The 18,509-nt window shown below is 74.0% G+C and carries 13 protein-coding genes; 8 read left to right on the forward strand and 5 right to left on the reverse strand.

Translation table 11 applies throughout. The features are described from left to right. Positions 1 to 110: 110 nt before the first annotated feature. The gene (gene treZ / locus ACWC9R_RS09420) at positions 111 to 1,880 is read right to left on the reverse strand and encodes a malto-oligosyltrehalose trehalohydrolase (RefSeq protein ID WP_450729923.1); all 1,770 of its coding nucleotides are present in this window, start codon (positions 1,878 to 1,880) and stop codon (positions 111 to 113) included. 194 nt (positions 1,881 to 2,074) lie between these two features. Here treZ and ACWC9R_RS09425 point away from each other — a divergent pair, with 194 nt between their 5' ends. Then, positions 2,075 to 2,620, forward strand: a complete 546-nt coding sequence (locus ACWC9R_RS09425; protein WP_362604806.1) for a DUF1707 and FHA domain-containing protein — start codon at positions 2,075 to 2,077, stop codon at positions 2,618 to 2,620. A gap of 72 nt (positions 2,621 to 2,692) precedes the next feature. Here ACWC9R_RS09425 and lpdA read toward each other — a convergent pair whose 3' ends face one another. Beyond that, positions 2,693 to 4,129 carry a dihydrolipoyl dehydrogenase gene (gene lpdA / locus ACWC9R_RS09430; RefSeq protein WP_450729926.1) on the reverse strand — a complete coding sequence of 479 codons (1,437 nt, stop codon included), beginning with the start codon at positions 4,127 to 4,129 and terminating at the stop codon, positions 2,693 to 2,695. Between the two features lie 144 nt (positions 4,130 to 4,273). Between lpdA and ACWC9R_RS09435 the strand changes: the two genes are divergently transcribed. After that, on the forward strand, positions 4,274 to 5,164 hold the full coding sequence (locus tag ACWC9R_RS09435) for a LysR family transcriptional regulator (protein ID WP_450729928.1): 891 nt from the start codon (positions 4,274 to 4,276) through the stop codon (positions 5,162 to 5,164). 13 nt (positions 5,165 to 5,177) lie between these two features. Here the strand turns inward: ACWC9R_RS09435 and treY are convergent, their stop codons facing one another. Then, a complete protein-coding gene (treY, locus tag ACWC9R_RS09440; protein ID WP_450729930.1) occupies positions 5,178 to 7,637 on the reverse strand; it encodes a malto-oligosyltrehalose synthase in 2,460 nt (819 codons plus the stop codon). A gap of 138 nt (positions 7,638 to 7,775) precedes the next feature. Between treY and ACWC9R_RS09445 the strand changes: the two genes are divergently transcribed. Continuing rightward, a complete protein-coding gene (locus tag ACWC9R_RS09445; protein WP_450729932.1) occupies positions 7,776 to 9,068 on the forward strand; it encodes an MFS transporter in 1,293 nt (430 codons plus the stop codon). Here the strand turns inward: ACWC9R_RS09445 and glgX are convergent. Beyond that, positions 9,043 to 11,238 (reverse strand): glycogen debranching protein GlgX, encoded by a 2,196-nt coding sequence (gene glgX / locus ACWC9R_RS09450; protein ID WP_450729934.1) that lies wholly within the window; start codon positions 11,236 to 11,238, stop codon positions 9,043 to 9,045. The two genes, ACWC9R_RS09445 and glgX, sit on opposite strands and share 26 nt — an antisense overlap. A 627-nt stretch (positions 11,239 to 11,865) precedes the next feature. Between glgX and ACWC9R_RS09455 the strand changes: the two genes are divergently transcribed. Then, positions 11,866 to 13,116: an SAV2148 family HEPN domain-containing protein gene (locus ACWC9R_RS09455; protein ID WP_450729936.1), complete on the forward strand. Its 1,251-nt coding sequence runs from the start codon at positions 11,866 to 11,868 to the stop codon at positions 13,114 to 13,116. A 211-nt stretch (positions 13,117 to 13,327) separates the two neighbouring features. Next, positions 13,328 to 14,047, forward strand: coding sequence for an exonuclease domain-containing protein (locus tag ACWC9R_RS09460; protein WP_450729938.1), 720 nt, complete (start codon positions 13,328 to 13,330; stop codon positions 14,045 to 14,047). Positions 14,048 to 14,100: 53 nt separating this feature from the next. Here the strand turns inward: ACWC9R_RS09460 and ACWC9R_RS09465 are convergent, their stop codons facing one another. Continuing rightward, positions 14,101 to 14,991 (reverse strand): aminoglycoside phosphotransferase family protein, encoded by an 891-nt coding sequence (locus tag ACWC9R_RS09465; RefSeq protein ID WP_450729940.1) that lies wholly within the window; start codon positions 14,989 to 14,991, stop codon positions 14,101 to 14,103. A gap of 248 nt (positions 14,992 to 15,239) precedes the next feature. On the opposite strand from ACWC9R_RS09465, the gene ACWC9R_RS09470 reads away from it, so the two are divergent. Genes ACWC9R_RS09470 through ACWC9R_RS09480 form a run of 3 tightly spaced genes read left to right on the forward strand, consistent with a single transcriptional unit; the run spans position 15,240 to position 18,429 of the window. Further along, positions 15,240 to 16,181 carry a carbohydrate ABC transporter permease gene (locus tag ACWC9R_RS09470; protein WP_450729942.1) on the forward strand — a complete coding sequence of 314 codons (942 nt, stop codon included), beginning with the start codon at positions 15,240 to 15,242 and terminating at the stop codon, positions 16,179 to 16,181. Further along, a complete protein-coding gene (locus tag ACWC9R_RS09475) occupies positions 16,178 to 17,110 on the forward strand; it encodes a carbohydrate ABC transporter permease (RefSeq protein WP_450729944.1) in 933 nt (310 codons plus the stop codon). Before ACWC9R_RS09470 ends, ACWC9R_RS09475 begins: the two co-directional genes overlap by 4 nt. Next, a complete protein-coding gene (locus tag ACWC9R_RS09480; protein ID WP_450729946.1) occupies positions 17,110 to 18,429 on the forward strand; it encodes an ABC transporter substrate-binding protein in 1,320 nt (439 codons plus the stop codon). The genes ACWC9R_RS09475 and ACWC9R_RS09480 overlap by 1 nt, the downstream gene beginning before the upstream one ends. Positions 18,430 to 18,509: the final 80 nt, after the last annotated feature.

Consider the following 18,509-nt stretch of genomic DNA (forward strand, 5'->3'; position numbering starts at 1 on the left):
TGACGTCGTGACGCCCCCGCGACCGGCGGGCGGACCGGGGACCGAGGCCCCCGGTCCGGGCGACCGCCCCGCGCCGGCCCCCGCGCCGCACACGCTGTCCCTCAGCCCTGCTACGGCCCGAGGACGACCGCCGACTCCGGGGGCAGACGCAGCACCCCGTCGGCATCGGGCAGCGTGGCCGCGGGCCAGCCCGCCAGCGCCGTCAGGTCCGCCCCGCCGTCGACCGGGACCGCGGCCGTGGTGTCGTGCGCGAGGTTGACCGCCACCCGCAGCGGGCCGCGCCGCAGCAGGAGCCAGCGGGCCTCCTCGTCGTAGTGGACGGCGGTGTGCCGCGGGTCCGGATCGGTCAGCGGGGGCAGTTCACGGCGCAGCGCCAGCAGGGTGCGGTGCCAGGCCAGCAGGGCGGTGTGCGGCTCCCGGGCCGGTTCGGTCCAGTCCAGGACGCAGCGGTCGCGGGTCGCCGGGTCCTGCGGGTCGGGCCAGTCACCGGCGTCCCCGGTCCACTCGTGCGCGGCGAACTCCCGCCACCGCCCTTCCCGGACCGCCGCCGCCAGCTCCGGGTCCGGGTGATCGGTGAAGTACTGCCACGGCGTGGTCGCGCCCCACTCCTCGCCCATGAACAGCATCGGGGTGAACGGCGCGCACAGCACCAGCGTGGCGGCGCAGGCGAGCAGACCGGGGGAGAGCCCCGCGGCGAGCCGGTCGCCGAGCGCGCGGTTGCCGATCTGGTCGTGCGTCTGCGCGTAGGCCAGCAGCCGGTACGCGGGGGTCACCCGCAGGTCGAGGGGTGCGCCGTGCCGGCGGCCGCGGAACGCGGAGTGCGTACCGTCATGGAAGAAGCCGCCGGTCAGCGTCTTGGCGAGAGCGGTGAGCGGGGCCCGTGCGAAGTCGCCGTAGTAGCCCTGGGATTCGCCGGTGAGCGCGGTGTGCAGGGCGTGGTGGAAGTCGTCGTTCCACTGGGCGTGCACCCCGTGTCCGTCGTGCGCCCTGGGCGCGGTGGTGCGCGGATCGTTGAGATCGGACTCGGCGACCAGGAACAGCGGGCGCCCCAGTCGCCCGGCCAGCGCGTCGACGGCGGCGGACAGCGCGGCCAGGAAGTGCGGGGAGCGGTCGTCGTGCAGGGTGTGGACGGCGTCCAGCCGTAGTCCGTCGAGCCGGTAGTCGCGCAGCCAGGAGAGCGCACTGCCGAGGAGGTAGCCGCGCACCTCGTCGGAACCGGGGGCGTCGAGATTGACCGCCGCGCCCCACGGGGTGTGATGGGTGTCGGTGAAGTACGGCCCGAACGCCGGGAGATGGTTGCCGGACGGGCCGAGGTGGTTGTGCACCACGTCGAGGACGACGCCCAGCCCGTGCCCGTGCGCCGCGTCCACGAACCGCTTCAGCCCGTCCGGCCCGCCGTACGGTTCGTGCACCGCCCAGGGCGCGACCCCGTCGTACCCCCACCCATGGGTGCCGGGGAACGGGCAGACCGGCATCAGGGAGACATGGGTGACGCCCAGGTCGGCGAGGTGGCGCAGCCGTGCGGCGGCGGCGTCGAAGGTGCCCTCGGGGGTGTAGGTCCCGATGTGCAGTTCGTAGAGGACCGCACCGGGCAGGGGGCGGCCGGGCCACGGATGCCGCCAGGCGAACCGGTCGTGCGCGACGACCGCGCCGGGCCCGCCGGGACCCTCCGGCAGCCGCACGGCCCGCGGATCGGGCAGCGGCGGCCCGCCGTCCAGCCGGAAGGCGTACCGGTCCCCGTCGCGGGCCGGTGCCTCGGCCCGCCACCAGCCCGCGCGCACGGGGTCACGCTCCATCGGGACGGCCGGCTCGGCCGCCCGGCCGCCCGCCCACTGGAGCGCGACCCGCCCGGCCTCCGGCGCCCACACCTCGAACAGCACGGCCGTCCTCCTTCGTTCGGTCCGGTGCCCCGACGAAAGCACGCCGGCGCACCGCCCGACACCCCGACGTGGCGAGTCGGGCCGACATCGCGCCATGCGCTGGGCCGTTCCGGCGAGGCGGCCCACCCGGCCGCGGCGTCCCCGTGCACCCACCTCGCCTGGACAGCGGCTCGCGGTGGCCCGAGAATCACGGCATGACTTCGCTCGAGTTCCCTGCGCGCCCGGCGCGGCCGTCGGACGCCGACCGGGAACGTGCCCTTGATCTGCTGCGCGACGGCGCGGCGCAGGGACGCCTGTCCCAGGACACCTTCCTGCGGCGCCTGGAACTCGTCCTGACCGCCCAGCAGCAGTCCGAACTCGACCTGGTCACCGCTGACTTGGACGACCGCGGCAAGGTCCAGGGCACACTGCTGCGAGTGGTGGGCCGGGTGTCGGCCTTCCACCTCCGGGTGCGCCGCGCCTGGCGTACCGAGCGCCTGCCGAAGCTGCTGCTGCCCGAACCGGGCCCGCTCCCGCTGCTGATAGGGCGGGCCCCCGGCTCCGGCCTGCGCCTCAACCACGAGACGGTCTCCCGCGCCCACGCCGAACTCCGCAGCGCCGGCAACGGCTGGCTGCTGCGCGACCTCGGCTCCACCAACGGGACCTGCGTCAACGGCCGCCGCGTGGTCGGCGAGGTGCCGGTCGGCCCCGGGGACCACATCACCTTCGGACAGGTGGACTACGTCCTGACCCAGCGCTGAGGCGAGCGGCGGGGCCGGGATCTCGGCCCGCCCGGAACCGTGGCCGGATACCGGCGCCCGGACCCGCCCCGCTCAGTGCTGATGCAGCCCCCGCCCCGCCAGCGTCAGAAACGTCTCGCCGACCGCCTCCGACAGGGTGGGGTGGGCGTGGATGTGGTGGGCGACATCGGCGGGTTCGGCGTCCCAGCCCACGATCAGCTGGCTCTCCGCGATCATCTCCGAGACGTGCGGCCCGACGAGATGGACCCCGAGGACCGTGCCGGCTGCCCCGCCGCCCGCGCCGTCCGCCGCCGCGATCACCTTCACCATGCCGCCCTGACCGTGCACCATGCCCTTGGCGGTGGCGGCCAGCGGCAGGGTGTTCACCTTGATGTCCAGGCCGCACGCGCGCGCCTCGGCCTCGGTCCGGCCGACCGAGGCGGTCTGCGGCGAGGAGTACGTCACCCGCGGCACGGTCGCGTAGTCCACCGGCCGCGACGGCAGCCCGGCCAAGGTCTCGGCGACCAACAGGCCCTCCGCGAACGAGGCATGGGCCAGTCCCGGGGAGGGCGGCGGCAGCAGATCGCCGACCACATGGATGCCCGGCACGGCGGTCTCCAGCCGTGACCAGTCCGCCGGGGCGACGAACCCCCGCTCATCCGGCGTCAGCCCGGCCGCCGCCAGGTCCAGCCCGTCCGTCACCGGGGCCCGTCCCACCGCGACCAGTAGCCGCTCGGCCTCGACCACCGTCTCCTCGCCCTTCGGGGTGCGCACGGTGGCCCGCACGCCGTCCGGCAGCAGCTCGGTGCCGGTCAGCGTCGAGCCCGTACGGACCGTGATCCCGCGCTTCTTCAGCCCGCGCGCCAGATGGCGGCCGACGTCCTCGTCCTCCATCGGGAGCAGCCGGCCGGCCGCCTCGACCAGGGTGACCTCCGCCCCCATGGAGCGGTGGAAGGACGCGTACTCGACGCCGATCGCCCCGCCGCCCAGGACCAGGACGGATGCCGGAAGCGCGGCAGCGAACAGCGCGTCGTCGCTGGTCACCACCCGTCGGCCGTCCGCGGCCAGACCCGGCAGCAGCCGCGGCCGGGAGCCGGTGGCCAGCACGATGCCGCGCCGGGCGGTGAACTCCCCGGCGCCCTCGATCCGGACCGTACGGGGCCCGGTCAGCCGCGCCGTGCCCTTGACGACCCGTACGCCCGCCGTCCGCAAGTGCCCGGCCACGCCCTGGTGGTTGCGTTCGACGAGGGTGTCGCGGGTGGCCACCAGGGCCGGCCAGTCCAGGGAGTCGACGGTGGCCTTGACGCCCCACCGTTCACGGGCCTCCGCGATGCCGTCCACCAACTCCGCGGCGTGCAGCATGGCCTTGCTGGGCACGCAGCCGCGGTGCAGACAGGTGCCGCCGATCAGGTCGCGTTCGGCCAGCACCACCCGCAGTCCCAGGGACGCGGCGCGCAGCGCGGTGCTGTAGCCCCCGGTGCCGCCGCCGACGACAAGGACGTCCGTCGTGTTCACGTCTGTCTCGCTCATGCGGTCAGACTCCGCCCACCTGCGGTGATGAGTCCAAGGCAATGTTTCCATGGAGGTGATGAAGAACCTTCATACGGTGAGGTCTGCGGCGATGCCCGGTGGCGTCGCGGCAAGAGGGGGCCGAGTGCGCCGGGAGGGGCGGGCATGAGTCTGCGGCAGATGGAGTACCTCGTGGCGGTCGTCGAGGAGGAGTCCTTCACCCGCGCCGCCGAGGCGCTGCACGTCACCCAGTCCGCGCTCTCGCACCAGATCAAGGCGCTGGAGCGGACGGTCGGCGGCCCGCTGCTGGAGCGGATGGCGCGCGGGGTGCGGCTGACCGCGATGGGCCGCGCCTACTTCCCGCACGCCCAACTCGCCGTCCGCAGCGCCCGGCAGGCCCGCCGGGCCGCCCTCGCGGCGGGCGGCGCGGAGAGCGGAGAACTGCACCTCGCCACGGTGCACGCCCAGGCGGTCGGGGTGCTCCCGGAGGTCTGCGCCCGCTGGGCCCGCGCCCGTCCCGGCGTCCGTCTGGTGCTCCATGAGTACGCCACCACGGAGGAGTTGGAGGACCAGATGGCCCGCGGGGTCGCCGATCTGGCGCTCGGGCCGCGCCCCCGGGACTGGCCGGGGCCGGTCACCGTCGTGGGGGAGGAGCGGATGGTGCTGGTCGTACCGCACGGTGACCCGCTCGCGGCCCGGGAGTCGGTCCGCCTCGCGGAGCTGGCGGACCGCCCGTGGGTGCGGTGCAGCCTGGAACCGGTGGTCGAGGGGCGGCGCTGGCTGGACCGGGAGTGCGAACGGGCCGGTTTCACCCCACGCACCGCGGTCCGCACCCAGCACAGCTCCACGGCCGTCCGGATGGCGGCGGCGGGCGTCGGGGTGCTGCTCACGGCGGCCCATGAACTCCGCGGCGCCGACTGTGCGGCGGTGCCCACCGATCCGCCCTGGCGCCGCGAGATCACGGCCTTCTCCCGGGTCGAACCGACCGGCGCGGCCGCGGAGTTCACCGAGCTGCTGCGCACGGCGGGGAGCGCCGAGCCGAGCCGCGGCACCTGAAACCGGCAGTCCGTCACTCGCGGACGAGCAGTGCCACCGGCGACTCCGCCAGCAGCTCGCTCAGCCGCACCACCGCGCCGCCCGGCAGCTCGCGCCCGGTCAGCCGCTCGTGCCAGGGGCCCTCCGGCGGCAGCCGCAGCCGGGTGTCCCACCAGCCGCCGGTCTCCACCAGCCGCAGCGACAGCCGGGTCACCACCGTCAGCACCCGCCCGCCGCGGCAGAACGCCACACAGTGCTCGGCCGCCGGGCCCTCTCCGTACACCGGCTCGTACGACGCCGTGGCGCCGAACCACCGCGGACGGTCGCGCCGCAGCCGCAGCGCCGCCGCGGTCAGCCGGAGCTTCTCACCGGACAGGTCGCGCGGCGGACTCCCGCCGTCCAGCGCGGTGAGCAGCTCGGGGCGGAAGCGGGCCGGCCGCCGGTTGTCCGGGTCCACCAGCGCGGCATAGCCGGCTTCGGTGCCCTGATAGAGGTCGGGCACGCCCGGCATGGTGAGCTGCAGCAGCGCCGCGCCCAGCACGTTCGCCCGGACGAACGGGGCGAGTTCACCGTCCAGCACGGCCAGCGGCGCGGCCAGGGGACCACAGGGCCCGGTGCGGACGAACTCCTCGACCGACTCCTCGTAGCCCGCGTTCCGCTCCGTCCACGAGGTGCGCAGCCCGGCCTCCCGCGCGGCCTTGAGGACCGCGGGCACCACCCGCTCCGCCGTGTCGCCGCCGTCCGCCGCCCCCAGGCCGAACGCGGTCTGCCAGGCCAGCCACGACACCATCGGGTCCGGCGGGCCGATGCCGTCCGCCCCGCCCGCAGTGGGGCCGCAGACCGCCTCCTCGGCCAGCGCGCCGAGCACGTCCCGCCAGCGGTCCGGGCACTCCGACAGCACCGCGATCCGCGCCCGCACATCGGCGCTGCGCTTGGTGTCGTGGGTGGAGAGCACCGTGCCGGCCAGCGGCCGGTCGCGCTGCAGCCGGGCGCAGTACGCGTGGAACGCCTCCGGGGGGAGCGCCGGTTCCCCCGGGTCACCGCCCACCTCGCAGGCCGACAGCAGCACCGGATAGCGGTAGAAGGCGGTGTCCTCCACGGATTTGGCGTGCAGCGCGGACGCGGTCTGGGCGAACCGCGCGGTGAAGTCCGCGCAGTCCGTGCCGTCGTCGTCCGGGCCGTCGGTCAGCCGGCCGAGCGCCAGGTCGCGGAGCAGATCCACCGCGCGCGCCTCCTCGGGCACCCGGAAGGCGGTACGCGCCTGGGCCGCCGCAGCGTCCAGCATCTCCGCGTCCCGCCCGGCCCGCGCCGGATCGGCGGCGTAGGGACGGTAGACCGGCAGCCGCACCAGCAGCTCACGGAGCGCGTGCCGCAGCGCCCAGGTGGCGTGGTCGCCCGGCTCGGGGGCGCGTGCGCTGATCCGCGCCGCGGTCCGCACCAGCCGCTCGACCTCCGCCGCCAGGTCGTGGGTGACGACCTCGTACGCGGCGCGGCGCACCGTCTCCTCCCAGTCGCCGCCCTCGTCGGCCAGCGGCGTGACGAAGTCCCGGTAGTGGGAGAACAGCCGTGCGGAGCCCTGCGGACAGACGAACAGTCCGTCGATGTGCCGCAGGGCGTCATAGCCGGTGGTGCCCGCGCAGGCCCAGCTGTCCGGGAGCCGCTCGCCGTCGGAGAGGATCTTCTCCACGACCGTCCAGCGGCCGCCGGTCCGCTCGTGCAGCCGGGCCAGATAGCCGCCGGGGTCCACCAGACCGTCCGGGTGGTCGATGCGCAGCCCGTCGATGACGCCCTCACGGATCAGCCGCAGCACCGTGCCATGGGTCGCCTCGAACACCTCGGGGTCCTCGACGCGCACCCCGATCAGCTCCGAAATGGTGAAGAAGCGGCGGTAGTTCAGCTCGCTGCGGGCCAGCCGCCACCAGGCGAGGCGGTACCACTGGGCGTCCAGGAGGCGGGCCGGCGGCAGCTTCTCCGTACCGGGGCGCAGCGGGAAGACGTGCCCGTGATAGCGCAGCACCTCGCCCTCGACACGGAAGTGCCGCATCTCCTCGCCGATCCGCCCGCCGAGCACCGGCAGCAGCAGCCGTCCGCCGTGCCCGGCACCCCAGTCGATGTCGAACCACCGTGCGTACGGGGACGCCGGGCCGTCGCGCAGCACCTGCCACAGCGGCCCGTTCAGCGACAGCGGCTCCGGCACCGCCATGTGGTTCGGCACCAGGTCGACGACGAGCCCGAGGCCGTGCGCACGGGCGGTGGCCGCCAGGGCCCGCAGCCCCGTCTCACCGCCCAGCTCGGCCCGTACCGCCGTGTGATCGACCACGTCGTAGCCGTGGGTGGAGCCCGGCACCGCCTCCAGTACGGGCGAGAGGTGGAGATGGGAGATGCCGAGCGCGGCCAGGTGCGGGACGGCCCGCTCGGCGGCGGCGAACGGGAAGTCCGGCTGGAGTTGCAGCCGGTAGGTGGCGGTCGGTGACGGACTCGAGGGCTGCCTCATGGGAACACCCGTACCCCGCTGACGGCCCGCTCCCGCATGGGTGTGGTGGTTTCCTCCGACGGAGTGGGTTCCGGGCGTGCTGACGTTCGTATGTCCGGCCCGTGGGGCGCGCGGCGGACCGCCGGATAGCGTCGGCCGATGACCGCTGCCACCGCCGCCCTGGGCCGGGTGCTCGCGCTGGGCGGGCCGCTGCTGCCCGTCGTCTCCTTCCTCGGCCGGCTCCCCACCGCCATGTGCCAGTTCGGCAGTCTGCTGCTGGTGGCGGAGACCAGTGGCTCGCTGACCACAGCGGGCCTGGTGGGCGGTGCGCTGGCGGCGGGTCAGACGGCGGGCGGCCCGCTGCTGGGCCGGCTCGCCGACCGGCACGGACAGCGGACGGTGGTGCTGGCCGCCTGCTGGTTCGACGCCCTCGCCGTGACCGCACTGGTGCTCGCCGCCCTCGCCAGGACCGGGACGCTGCCGCTCGCCCTGATCGCGCTGCTCGCCGGTGCCGGGGTGCCGCAGATCGGGCCGCTGGCCCGCACCCGGCTGGTGGCGCTCGCCCGTCGCGCACGGGCCGACGACCGCCTGGTCCACACCGCGCTGTCCTTCGAAGGCACTCTGGACGAGGTGTCGTTCGTGCTCGGTCCGGCGCTGGTCGGGCTGTCCGCAACGGTGGCCCACCCGGCCGTGGCGCTCGCCTTGGCCGCGCTGCTGCTCGCGGTCTGCGGTTCGGCCTTCGCGCTGCATCCCACGGCCGTGGCGGCGCGGCCCACGGATGCCGGGGCCGGGCCGTCCCCGGACCCGTCCGTTCCGGCCGCCGTCCCCGAGGGCCGCCGTGGCCGCCGCCGCGTCACCGGGCGCGCCCGGCTGCCCCGCGCGGTGCACGCCATGCGCGCCTCGATGGCGTTGCAGGGCGCCCTCTTCGGCGCCTGCCAGTCCGGCATCACCGCGCTGACCGCGGACCTCCACCGGCCCGCCCAGGCCGGGCTGGTCTATGCCGCGATGGGGGTGATGAGCGCGGCCGCCGGGCTGTCGCTGGCGCTGGTGCCCGCCCGGATCGGGCTGCCCGCACGCTGGCGGGCGGCCGCCGTGGCGCTGATCGTGCTCTCCGTGCCGCTGCTGTTCGTCCGGTCCCTGGGGGCGCTCTACCTGGCCGTCGTGGTCCTGGGCGCGGCCTTCGCCCCGCATCTGATCACCCTGTTCGGCCTCACCGAACGGCTGGTGCCGGCCGGCCGGCTCGCCGAGTCGATGGCCTTCCTGACGAGCGCGGTGGTCGGCGGCCAGGCGCTGTCCCTGGCCGCCTCCGGCCGCCTCGCCGAGGCGTACGGCCCGTCCGCCGCCTTCGCGGTGGCGGTCGGCGCCGCCGTCCTGATCCTCGGCCTCGCCCTGACCACCCGGCGCACGGAGCCCTCGTCCGCGCCGCTCAGGCCGGCCGCTGCAACACCATGAGGCTCCGCCCGATGAGCGTCAGCCGGTCGCCGGCCTTCACCTTGGCGCCGCCGCCGTCCGCCACCGCCCGCGGCCGGTCGGTGTCCACCACGACCTGCCACTGCCGGCCGAGGTGCTCGGGAACCCTGAACTCCTTCTCCTGGTCGTGGGCGTTGAACATCAGCAGGAACGAGTCGTCGGTGACCGGCTCGCCCCGCGGGCCCGGCTCGGAGATCGAGCTGCCGTTGAGGAACACCGTCAGCGAGTTGGCGTGCACCGACTGCCAGTCGCGCGGCCCCATCTCCTCGCCGCCCGCGGTGAACCAGGCGATGTCGGACAGCTCGTCACGGGCGCCCTCCACCGGGTGCCCCTGGAAGAACCGCCGCCGCCGGAACACCGGATGGTCGCGCCGCAGCCACACCATCTGCCGGACGAACGCCAGCAGCGCCCGCTGCTCCGCGTCCTCGTCCGCCGCCGCGTCCGCACCGTCCGGCCCGTCCGCTTCCGTGCCGTCGGGCTCCCCGGCGCCCCCGCCCCGCCCCGGCTCCGGCCAGCGCACCCACGACAGCTCGTTGTCCTGGCAGTAGGCGTTGTTGTTGCCGCCCTGGCTGCGCCCGAACTCGTCCCCGTGGCTGAGCATCGGCACGCCCTGCGACAGCATCAGCGTGGCCACGAAGTTGCGCATCTGCCGGGCCCGCAGCCGCCGCACCCCGGGATCGTCGGTCGGCCCCTCGGCACCGCAGTTCCAGGACCGGTTGTGGCGCTCACCGTCCCGGTTGTCCTCGCCGTTGGCCTCGTTGTGCTTGTCGTTGTACGCCACGAGATCGCCCAGCGTGAAGCCGTCGTGGCAGGTCACGAAGTTCACCGACGCCAGCGGCCGGCGCCCGTCCTCCTGGTAGAGGTCCGAGGAACCCGTCAGCCGGGACCCGAACTCCGCCAGGGTGCGCGGCTCGCCCCGCCACAGGTCCCGCACGGTGTCCCGGTACTTCCCGTTCCACTCGGTCCACAGCGGCGGGAAGTTCCCCACCTGGTAGCCGCCCTCACCGACGTCCCACGGCTCGGCGATCAGCTTCACCTGGCTGACCACCGGGTCCTGGTGCACCAGGTCGAAGAACGACGACAGCCGGTCCACCTCGTGGAACTGCCGGGCCAGCGTCGCCGCCAGATCGAAGCGGAAGCCGTCCACCCGCATCTCCTGCACCCAGTAGCGCAGCGAGTCCATCACCAGCTGGAGCACATGGGGGCTGCGCATCAGCAGCGAGTTCCCGGTGCCGGTGGTGTCCATGTAGTACTGCCGGTCCTCCGACAGCCGGTAGTAGGAGGCGTTGTCCAGCCCCCGGAACGACAGCGTCGGGCCCAGATGGCTGCCCTCGGCCGTGTGGTTGTAGACCACGTCGAGGATCACCTCGATCCCGGCCTGGTGCAGCGCCCGCACCGCCGTCTTGAACTCCAGCACCTGCTGCCCGCGGTCACCCCAGGACGCGTAGGCGTTGTGCGGGGCGAAGAAGCCGATGGTGTTGTAGCCCCAGTAGTTCGTCAGCCCCGCGTCCACCAGCCGGTGGTCCTGGACGAACTGATGCACCGGCATCAGCTCCAGCGCGGTCACCCCGAGCTTGGTGAGGTGGTCGATGACCGCCGGGTGCGCCAGCGCCGCATAGGTGCCGCGCAGCTCCTCGGGAAGCTCCGGGTGGCGCATCGTCAGGCCCTTCACATGGGCCTCGTAGAGCACCGTCTCGTGGTACGCGGTGCGCGGCGGGCGGTCGTCGCCCCAGTCGAAGTACGGGTTGACCACCACCGACGCCATGGTGTGCGGCGCCGAGTCCAGGTCGTTGCGGACCTCGGGGCGCCCGAAGTGGTAGCCGTAGACGGCCTCGTTCCAGTCGATCCGGCCGCTCATGGCGCGGGCGTACGGGTCGAGCAGCAGCTTCGCCGAATTGCAGCGCTGCCCCTGCTCCGGCTCGTACGGACCGTGCGCCCGGAAGCCGTAGCGCTGCCCCGGCATCACCCCCGGAAGATACGCGTGCCGCACAAAGGCGTCGCTCTCGCGCAGCTCGACGGCGGTCTCCGAACCGTCGTCGTGCAGCAGACACAGTTCGATGCGGTGCGCGGCTTCGGAGAACACCGCGAAGTTGGTGCCCGCCCCGTCATAGGTGGCACCCAGCGGATACATCTGTCCCGGCCAGACCTGCATGGGTAGACTCTTCCACTTTCTCGTCGGGCGCTGCGGCGACTCCACGGCACACATCCGCGGAACGGCTTCGACATCCTTCCCCCCGTTCGCCGTAACGTGTCGCACACCCAGGGTTTTACGCGAGATTGCCGCTGAATGGTGGCAACTGTCGCGATGTCGGATCGTCCTACCGGTCGTGCCGCCGGGTCCCCGGCGCCGGTGCGTCACCGGCACAGGCACCGGGCGCAAATACACCACACATGACGCCTATGTGCCCGAGTACAACAAATGCGCCCGGTTCGCCAGCGACAACCCGGCCAACCACGGAGCCCGAGGCCGTCGGCACCCGTCGGCACCCGGGTCAACGGCCGGCCGCCGGAACACCCCATCGCGTGGGCCGGCCCCGGGGTCCCTCACCCCGCCCCGGACGAGGACCGGGAGGCGGCGCCCCCGCGCGGCGGGGTCTCCCGCTGGTCCGAGGCGGTGTCATGGCTATGAATCCGCTCACTCCGCCCGCGCGCTCCGGCGACAACCGGCAGTATGGACAAGGGGAGTTGGCAACCGACTCGATCCATCCTGCTGCACCGCCTCCCGCGCCGCAGTAGTCTGCCTTGATCGTTGGCACGGGGGTTCGGAAGGCGGTGGCAGGTGAGCGGCGGGCTGGAGTTGCCCCCTGGTGACGAGAGTCATGAGGGCCATGAGGGCGGCTCCGTCGACGCACCGCCCGGCGCGGTGTCCCTGGCACGGCCGCTGGAGATCGGTGCTGAGCTGGACTGGGGCGCCGATGCCTGGAGCGAGGTGCGCACCCGCGCCCGCCGGGCCGGCCGCGCCTACATCTGGCTGAATCTCGTCGAGCAGCGGCTGCGGGCCGTCGTCGCCGCCGTCCTGCGGCCCATCTACGAGCCGGTGCACGGCGACGAATGGGTGGTCGCGGCGGCCGGCCCGGCCGGTCAGGAGTGGGTGCAGCGCGCGGTCGCCGTCCGCGAGGTCAGCCGCCGCAAGGGCTACCTCCTCGATCCCGCCGACGACAACATCGTCAGCTTTCTGACCCTTCCGCAGCTGCGCGAACTGATGGTCCAGCACTGGCCCTGCTTCGAGCCGTACTTCGACGACCGCCGCGACGTCGAGCTGGCCCTCGACGAACTGGAGGTCGCCCGCAACATCGTCTCCCGCAACCGCGCCCTGTCCGAGACGGTGCTCGCCCAGGCCGAGCGGGCCTCCGCCCGCCTCCTGGACATACTCGGCTCCGGCGTCGGCACCCGGATCTCCGGGCGGCTGCCCATCGACGCGGTGGAGGACCTGGTCGGCGACCGCTACGCCGACGTCATCGGGGTGCACTCCGACCGGGTGCGCCTGCAGCGCCAGCTCCCCGCCGAGGACCTCTTCGGCGACGCCCGCCGGCTCGACGCCGTGGGGATAGGGCTCAACCTCCTGGTGCAGAACTACTCGGGCCGCCGCCTGGTCCGGCTCGCCGAGTCCGGCTGCCGCGTCCGGCTGCTCTTCCTCAACCCGGCCAGCAGCGCGGTCCGCCGCAGGGAGCGCGAGATCGGCCTGAAGAAGGGCGAGATGAGCCGCTCCATCGAGATGAACATCCTCCATATGCGGCGGGTGCGGGCCCGGCTGCGCGACCCCGGCGCCTTCGAGATCCAGGTCTTCGACGAGACCCCCCGCTTCACCGCCTACCTCGTCGACGGCGACGGCCCCGACGGCGTGGCCGTCATCCAGCCCTACCTGCGCAAGAGCCGCGGGATGGAGTCGCCCGTCCTCGTCCTCCGCGGCGGCGGCCGGGAGATCGTCCGCCAGGACGCCCGGGACACCCGTGACGGTGACCACGGTCTCTTCGAGACCTACCGGGAGGAGTTCGAGAGCATGTGGGCGGATTCGCGGCCGGTGTCCTGAACGGGGCGCCGTCCCCACTCCGTCCACGGGGCGCCGCCCCCGCCCGGGACCGTGCGGACCGTGCGGCCGGTCGATTGTCAGTGGTGCGTGCGACAGTGGGCGGGCAACGGGGAAGTACCACCGAAGGAGGCCGCATGAGCGGGCGGAGCGAGTTCCTCACCGAGAGGTGCGCGCCGGGCGAGTGCGAGGCCGAGCGAAGCGAGGTATCGGCATGAGCTGGCATCAGGAGCTGCTGGTCAGCTTTGACCTGGAGACGACGGGCACCGACGTCGAGCGGGACCGCATCGTCACCGCGGCGCTGCTCCGTCTGGAGGGGGACGGCCGCGCCGCGGCGAAGCTGACCTGGCTGCTCGACCCGGGGGTGTCGATCCCTGACGAGGCGGCGGCCATTCACGGCATTTCCACCGCATATGTCCGGGAGCACGGCCGTCCGCCGGCGACCGCGATAGAGGAGATCACCGAGGCGCTGGCCGATGCCCTGCGCGCGGAGATCCCGCTGGTGGTGATGAACGCGCGCTATGACCTCTCGCTCCTGGACCGCGAGTGCCGGCGCCACGGCCTGCGGACCCTGACCGAACGCCTCGGACACGCCCCCGCGCCGGTCCTCGACCCCCTCGTCCTGGACAAGCACGTGGACCGCTACCGCAAGGGGAAGCGCGCCCTCCAGGCGCTCTGCGCCCACTACGGCGTCCGGCTGGACGGCGCCCACGAGGCGGGCGCCGACGCGGCGGCCGCGGCCGGGGTCGTCCGGCGCATAGGGGAGAAGTATCCGTCCGTCGCCCTCCCGTCGCCCCGCGCGCTGCACGCCCTCCAGGAGCAGGCGGCCGCCGAGCAAGCCGCGTCGTTCCAGGAGTATTTGCGGCGCTCCGGCGACCCGCGGGCGATAGTCGAGCCGGCCTGGCCGCTGATCCCGCACCAGGCCGGCGCCTGAGCGGGAGCGAGCCGGTCCGGCCCGTTGGGGCCCGGTCCGTCAGGCCGCCCCGTTCAGAAGGGATACCACCGCACCGTCGCGTCCTTGTCGCGCAGTGAGGCGATCCTCCGCCGGAACTCCCTGAGTGCCGCCGGGTTTCCGGGCGCGTGCTGGGACACCCAGGCGCAGCTCGCCGTCTCCCGGGACCCGCGCAGCACGGCGCAGCCCTCCCAGTCCCGTACGTCCCAGCCGTAGACCGACACGAAGCTGTCGTAGGCGGCGGCGGGCAGCCCGTAGCGGTCGCGGCTCAGCGCCATCACGACCAGGTCGTGTTCGCGCAGATCGGAGGAGAAGGTCTCCAGGTCGACCAGCACCGGTCCGTCCGGCCCGACATGCACGTTACGGGCCAGCGCGTCGCCGTGGACGGGACCGCGCGGCAGATGCGGCTCCAGGGCCGTCGCGGCCGCCGCGAAGGCGTCCCGCCGCCCGCGCAGATACTCCGCGTCGGGCGCCGACACGGCGTCGCCCGCCAGCCGCAGCCAGCGCTCGACGCCGCCGAGCAGTTCGCGCCGGGGGAGTGCGAACGGCGGCTCGGGCAGTGCGTGCACGAGCTTCAGCAGCGCGGCGAGATCCTCCGGCCCCGCGGGGCGGACGGCCTCCGGCAGCCGGCGCCAGTAGGTCACGGGATGGCCGTCCGCCAGCGTCGCCACGGGCTCCGCGGCCCGTACGGCCGGCACGCCCTCGGCGGCCAGCCACTGTGCCACGCGCAGTTCCCGCTCGGCCCGCTCCAGGAGTTCGGCGCTGCGGCCCACCCGTACGACCGGCCCGTGGTCGCCGAGGGCGAAGACGGCGTTCTCGCCGAGTGAGAGCAGCGCGGCCTCGGCCGCCGCCTCCGGGTGCCCGGCCGCGGCCAGCACGTCCCGGGCGCGCGCCTCCGTGAAGGCGGCGGGGCTCGGTTCGGTCATCGGAGTGCCTCCTGCGGTGCCGGTGAGCGACCAGTGTCGCAGGTCGGCCCCGGGGGCCCGGCGGCGTTCCCGGGGCGGGAACGCCGCCGCGGAATCGGCCGGGGACCTTGACGGGGATGCCGGTCGTCACCACGATGACGGCGGCCGGGCACGGCCGGCCGGGGGAGAGGGGGAGCGATGGCAGCAGTGCCGACGGCGGGGACCCACGGCGCCAGACCGTCCGGAACGCGTCGCGGGGAACGTCTCCGATGACCCTGGCGACCGCACCCCGGCGGTCCACCGCACCGGCCGCCGGCCGCCCGGCCCGGCCGCGGCGTGACCTGGGCGCCTGGTTCCTCGTGCTGCCCGCGCTGCTGCCGATCCTGCTGCTGAGCGTGGGCCCGCTGCTGTACGGGATCGGGCTGGCGTTCACCGACGCCCAGTCGGGCCGGACCCAGGCCACGCGGTTCGTGGGGCTGCTGAACTTCTCCGACCTCTTCCAGGACGCGCTGTTCTGGGACTCGTTCCGGATCGGCCTCCTCTGGGCCTTCGGTGTCACCGTCCCGCAGTTCCTGCTCGCCCTCGGCCTGGCCCTGCTGCTCCATCTCGATCTGCGGCTGCGCTGGCTGGCCCGGGCGCTGGCGATCATCCCGTGGGCGATGCCCGAGGTCGTCGTCGGCATCATGTGGCGGCTGGTCTACCACCCCGACGCCGGTGTCCTGAACGAGACCCTGCGCGGCCTGGGCCTGTCCGGGGCCGGTGACGGCCGGGACTGGCTGAGCGGACTGGCGACCGCCCTGCCCGCGGTCATCGTCGTCGGCGTCTGGGCCGGGATGCCGCAGACCACGGTCACCCTGCTGGCCGGTCTCCAGAACGTGCCGCGCGAACTGCACGAGGCCGCGTCCATGGACGGCGCGGGCGCCTGGCGCCGCTTCCGCACCGTCACCTGGCCCGCCCTCCGCCCGGTCGCCCTCGCCGTCACCGCCCTCAACTTCATCTGGAACTTCAACTCCTTCGCCCTGGTCTTCGTGCTGACCGACGGCGGCCCCGGCGGCCGGACCAGACTGCCGATGCTGTTCGCCTACGAAGAGGCCTTCCGCTACGGGCAGTTCGGATACGCCGCCACGATGGGCCTGGCGATGGTCGCGGTGATCTCGGTGCTGCTGGCCGTCTATCTGGCCGGCCGGCTGAAGGGGGACGACGACCGGTGAACGCCATCCACGGGGCCGGCGGTGGCCGGCACGGCACCGCCCCACACGGCGCGGAGAGCACCGGCCGCCCCCGCAGCAGGCCACGGCGCACGGCCACCCCACGGCGCACCGCCACCCGCGCCGCCCAGTACGCCGCGCTCCTCGGCTATCTCGTCTTCCTCGCGTTCCCCTTCCTGTGGCTGCTCTCCACCGCCTTCAAGCCACCACGGGAACTGGGCAGCATCCACCCCACCTGGATTCCCGAGGCGCCGACCCTGGAGAACTTCCGGCAGGCCTTCGCCCAGCAGCCACTGCCGGCGGCCGCGGCCAACAGCCTGCTGGCCGCGGCGGTCTCCGCGCTGCTCGCGGTCCTGCTGGCGACCCCTCTGGCGTATGTCCTGGCCCGCTTCCGCGGCCGCCTCGCACGGGCGGCCACCGGCTGGGTCGTGGTCAGCCAGGCCTTCCCGCTGGTGCTGGTGATCATCCCGTTGTTCCTGATCCTGAAGGGGCTGCACCTGGTGGACTCCCGGACCGGTTTGATCATGGTCTATGTGGTGTGGTCGCTGCCCTTCGCCCTGTGGATGCTGACCGGCTACGTCCGCGCCGTGCCAAGGGAGTTGGAGGAGGCGGCGGCGGTGGACGGCGCGGGCAGGCTCCGTACGCTCGTCTCGGTCACCGCTCCGCTGCTCGCGCCCGGCATCGTCGCCACCGCGCTGTTCGCCTTCATCACCGCCTGGAACGAGTTCTTCTTCGCCCTGGTCCTGCTCAAGTCCCCCGAGAAGCAGACGCTGCCGGTCGTGCTGACCCACTTCCTCGGTGCCGAGGGCGCCGCCGACCTCGGTCCGCTCGCCGCCGCCGCGCTCCTCGCCACCCTCCCGAGCCTGCTGCTCTTCGCCGTCATCCAGCGGCGCATCACCGGCGGGATGCTCGCCGGGGCGGTGAAGGGCTGATGCGCCACGACCACGGGAACGGGCGCCGCCTGACCCGGCGGGGGCTGCTCACGGCGGCGGCCGCGCTGCCGGCCGGGGCCCTGCTGCCGGGCTGTTCCGGCCCCCGCCGCCGGACGGCCGGCGGCCCGGTCACCCTGCGCTTCCAGTCGCCGGCCTGGCAGCAGGACTCCGTCAGGGCCAACAAGCAGCTGGTCGCCGCCTGGAACGGACAACACCCCGACGTCCGGGTGCGGTACGTCCAGGGCGCCTGGCCCACCGTCCACGACCAGCTGCTGACCTCCTTCGAGGGCGGCGAGGCCCCGGACATCATCCACGACGCCTCCGACGACCTCGCGGACTTCGCCTACGGCGGCGACCTCGCCGACCTCACCGCCCTCCTGCCGGCGCGGCTCCGGCGCGACATCCCGCAGCGGAGCTGGGAGACCGGCACCTTCGACGGCCGGATCTACGGCATCCCGTTCCTCCAGGAGCCCCGGGTGCTGATCGCCAACCGCGCGAAGCTGCACCGGTCCGGCGTCCGCGTCCCCACCCCCGAACACCCCTGGACCTGGGACGAGTTCGCGGAGGCCGCCCAGCGGCTGACCCGCGGCAGCACCTACGGGGTCGCCTGGCCGCTCAAGGAACCCGTCTCCGCCACCCTCAACCTCGCCCTGTCCACGGGCGGCCGGATCTTCCACCGCCGCCGCGACGGCAGGGTGGAGGTGCGCTTCGACGCCGCCGACCAGGTGGTCCCGCGCACCCTCCACGACCAGGTCAACGTCGACCGCAGCGCCTCCCGTACGACCCTGGGCATGGGCGGCTCCGACCTCCTCCCGGGCTTCTTCGCCGGGCGCAGCGCGATGGTGCCGCTCGGCTTCTCCTACCGCCAGCAGATCGCCCAGCAGGCGCCCAGGGGCTTCGACTGGACGGTGCTGCCCGCTCCCCGGGGCACCGTTCTGGAGCAGGGGGTGAGCCCGCAGACCCTGTCGATCGCCGCGGACTGCCCGTACAAGGACGAGGCGATGGCCTTCATCGACTTCTTCCTCAGCCCGCCGAACATGGTCCGGCTCGCTCTGGGCGACTGGATGCTGCCGACGGGCCGGGAGGCGCTGCGGGACCCGGCGCTGCGGACCGCCGGACACGACTGGGCGACGGGCACCGCATTGGCCGGCACGCTGCGTTCCGCCCCGGCCCGGTCCGTCCGCGGATACCCGGAGTGGAAGGACAAGATCGCCACCCCGGGTCTCCAGGAGTACTACAGCGGGGCCATTGGCCTGGACACCTTGCGGAAGCGGCTCGTCGAGGACGGCAATCTGGTCCTGGCCCGCTATCAGCGCTGAAGCGCACGGCATGCAGGGGGCGGCCGAGAACGGCGGGCCCGCCTTCCGGGACGTTATGGGATGCCTCTTCGGTATACCCA

The organism is Streptomyces sp. NPDC001219 (genome assembly GCF_053597915.1).

Coding starts and splice junctions, on each gene's coding strand:
- ACWC9R_RS09470 (WP_450729942.1), top strand. CDS start 15,240: ATGACCCTGGCGACCGCACCCCGGCGGTCCACCGCACCGGCCGCCGGC.
- ACWC9R_RS09480 (WP_450729946.1), top strand. CDS start 17,110: ATGCGCCACGACCACGGGAACGGGCGCCGCCTGACCCGGCGGGGGCTG.
- treY (WP_450729930.1), bottom strand. CDS start 7,637: ATGAGGCAGCCCTCGAGTCCGTCACCGACCGCCACCTACCGGCTGCAA.
- ACWC9R_RS09425 (WP_362604806.1), top strand. CDS start 2,075: ATGACTTCGCTCGAGTTCCCTGCGCGCCCGGCGCGGCCGTCGGACGCC.
- glgX (WP_450729934.1), bottom strand. CDS start 11,238: ATGCAGGTCTGGCCGGGACAGATGTATCCGCTGGGTGCCACCTATGAC.
- ACWC9R_RS09460 (WP_450729938.1), top strand. CDS start 13,328: ATGAGCTGGCATCAGGAGCTGCTGGTCAGCTTTGACCTGGAGACGACG.
- ACWC9R_RS09445 (WP_450729932.1), top strand. CDS start 7,776: ATGACCGCTGCCACCGCCGCCCTGGGCCGGGTGCTCGCGCTGGGCGGG.
- ACWC9R_RS09435 (WP_450729928.1), top strand. CDS start 4,274: ATGAGTCTGCGGCAGATGGAGTACCTCGTGGCGGTCGTCGAGGAGGAG.
- ACWC9R_RS09465 (WP_450729940.1), bottom strand. CDS start 14,991: ATGACCGAACCGAGCCCCGCCGCCTTCACGGAGGCGCGCGCCCGGGAC.
- lpdA (WP_450729926.1), bottom strand. CDS start 4,129: ATGAGCGAGACAGACGTGAACACGACGGACGTCCTTGTCGTCGGCGGC.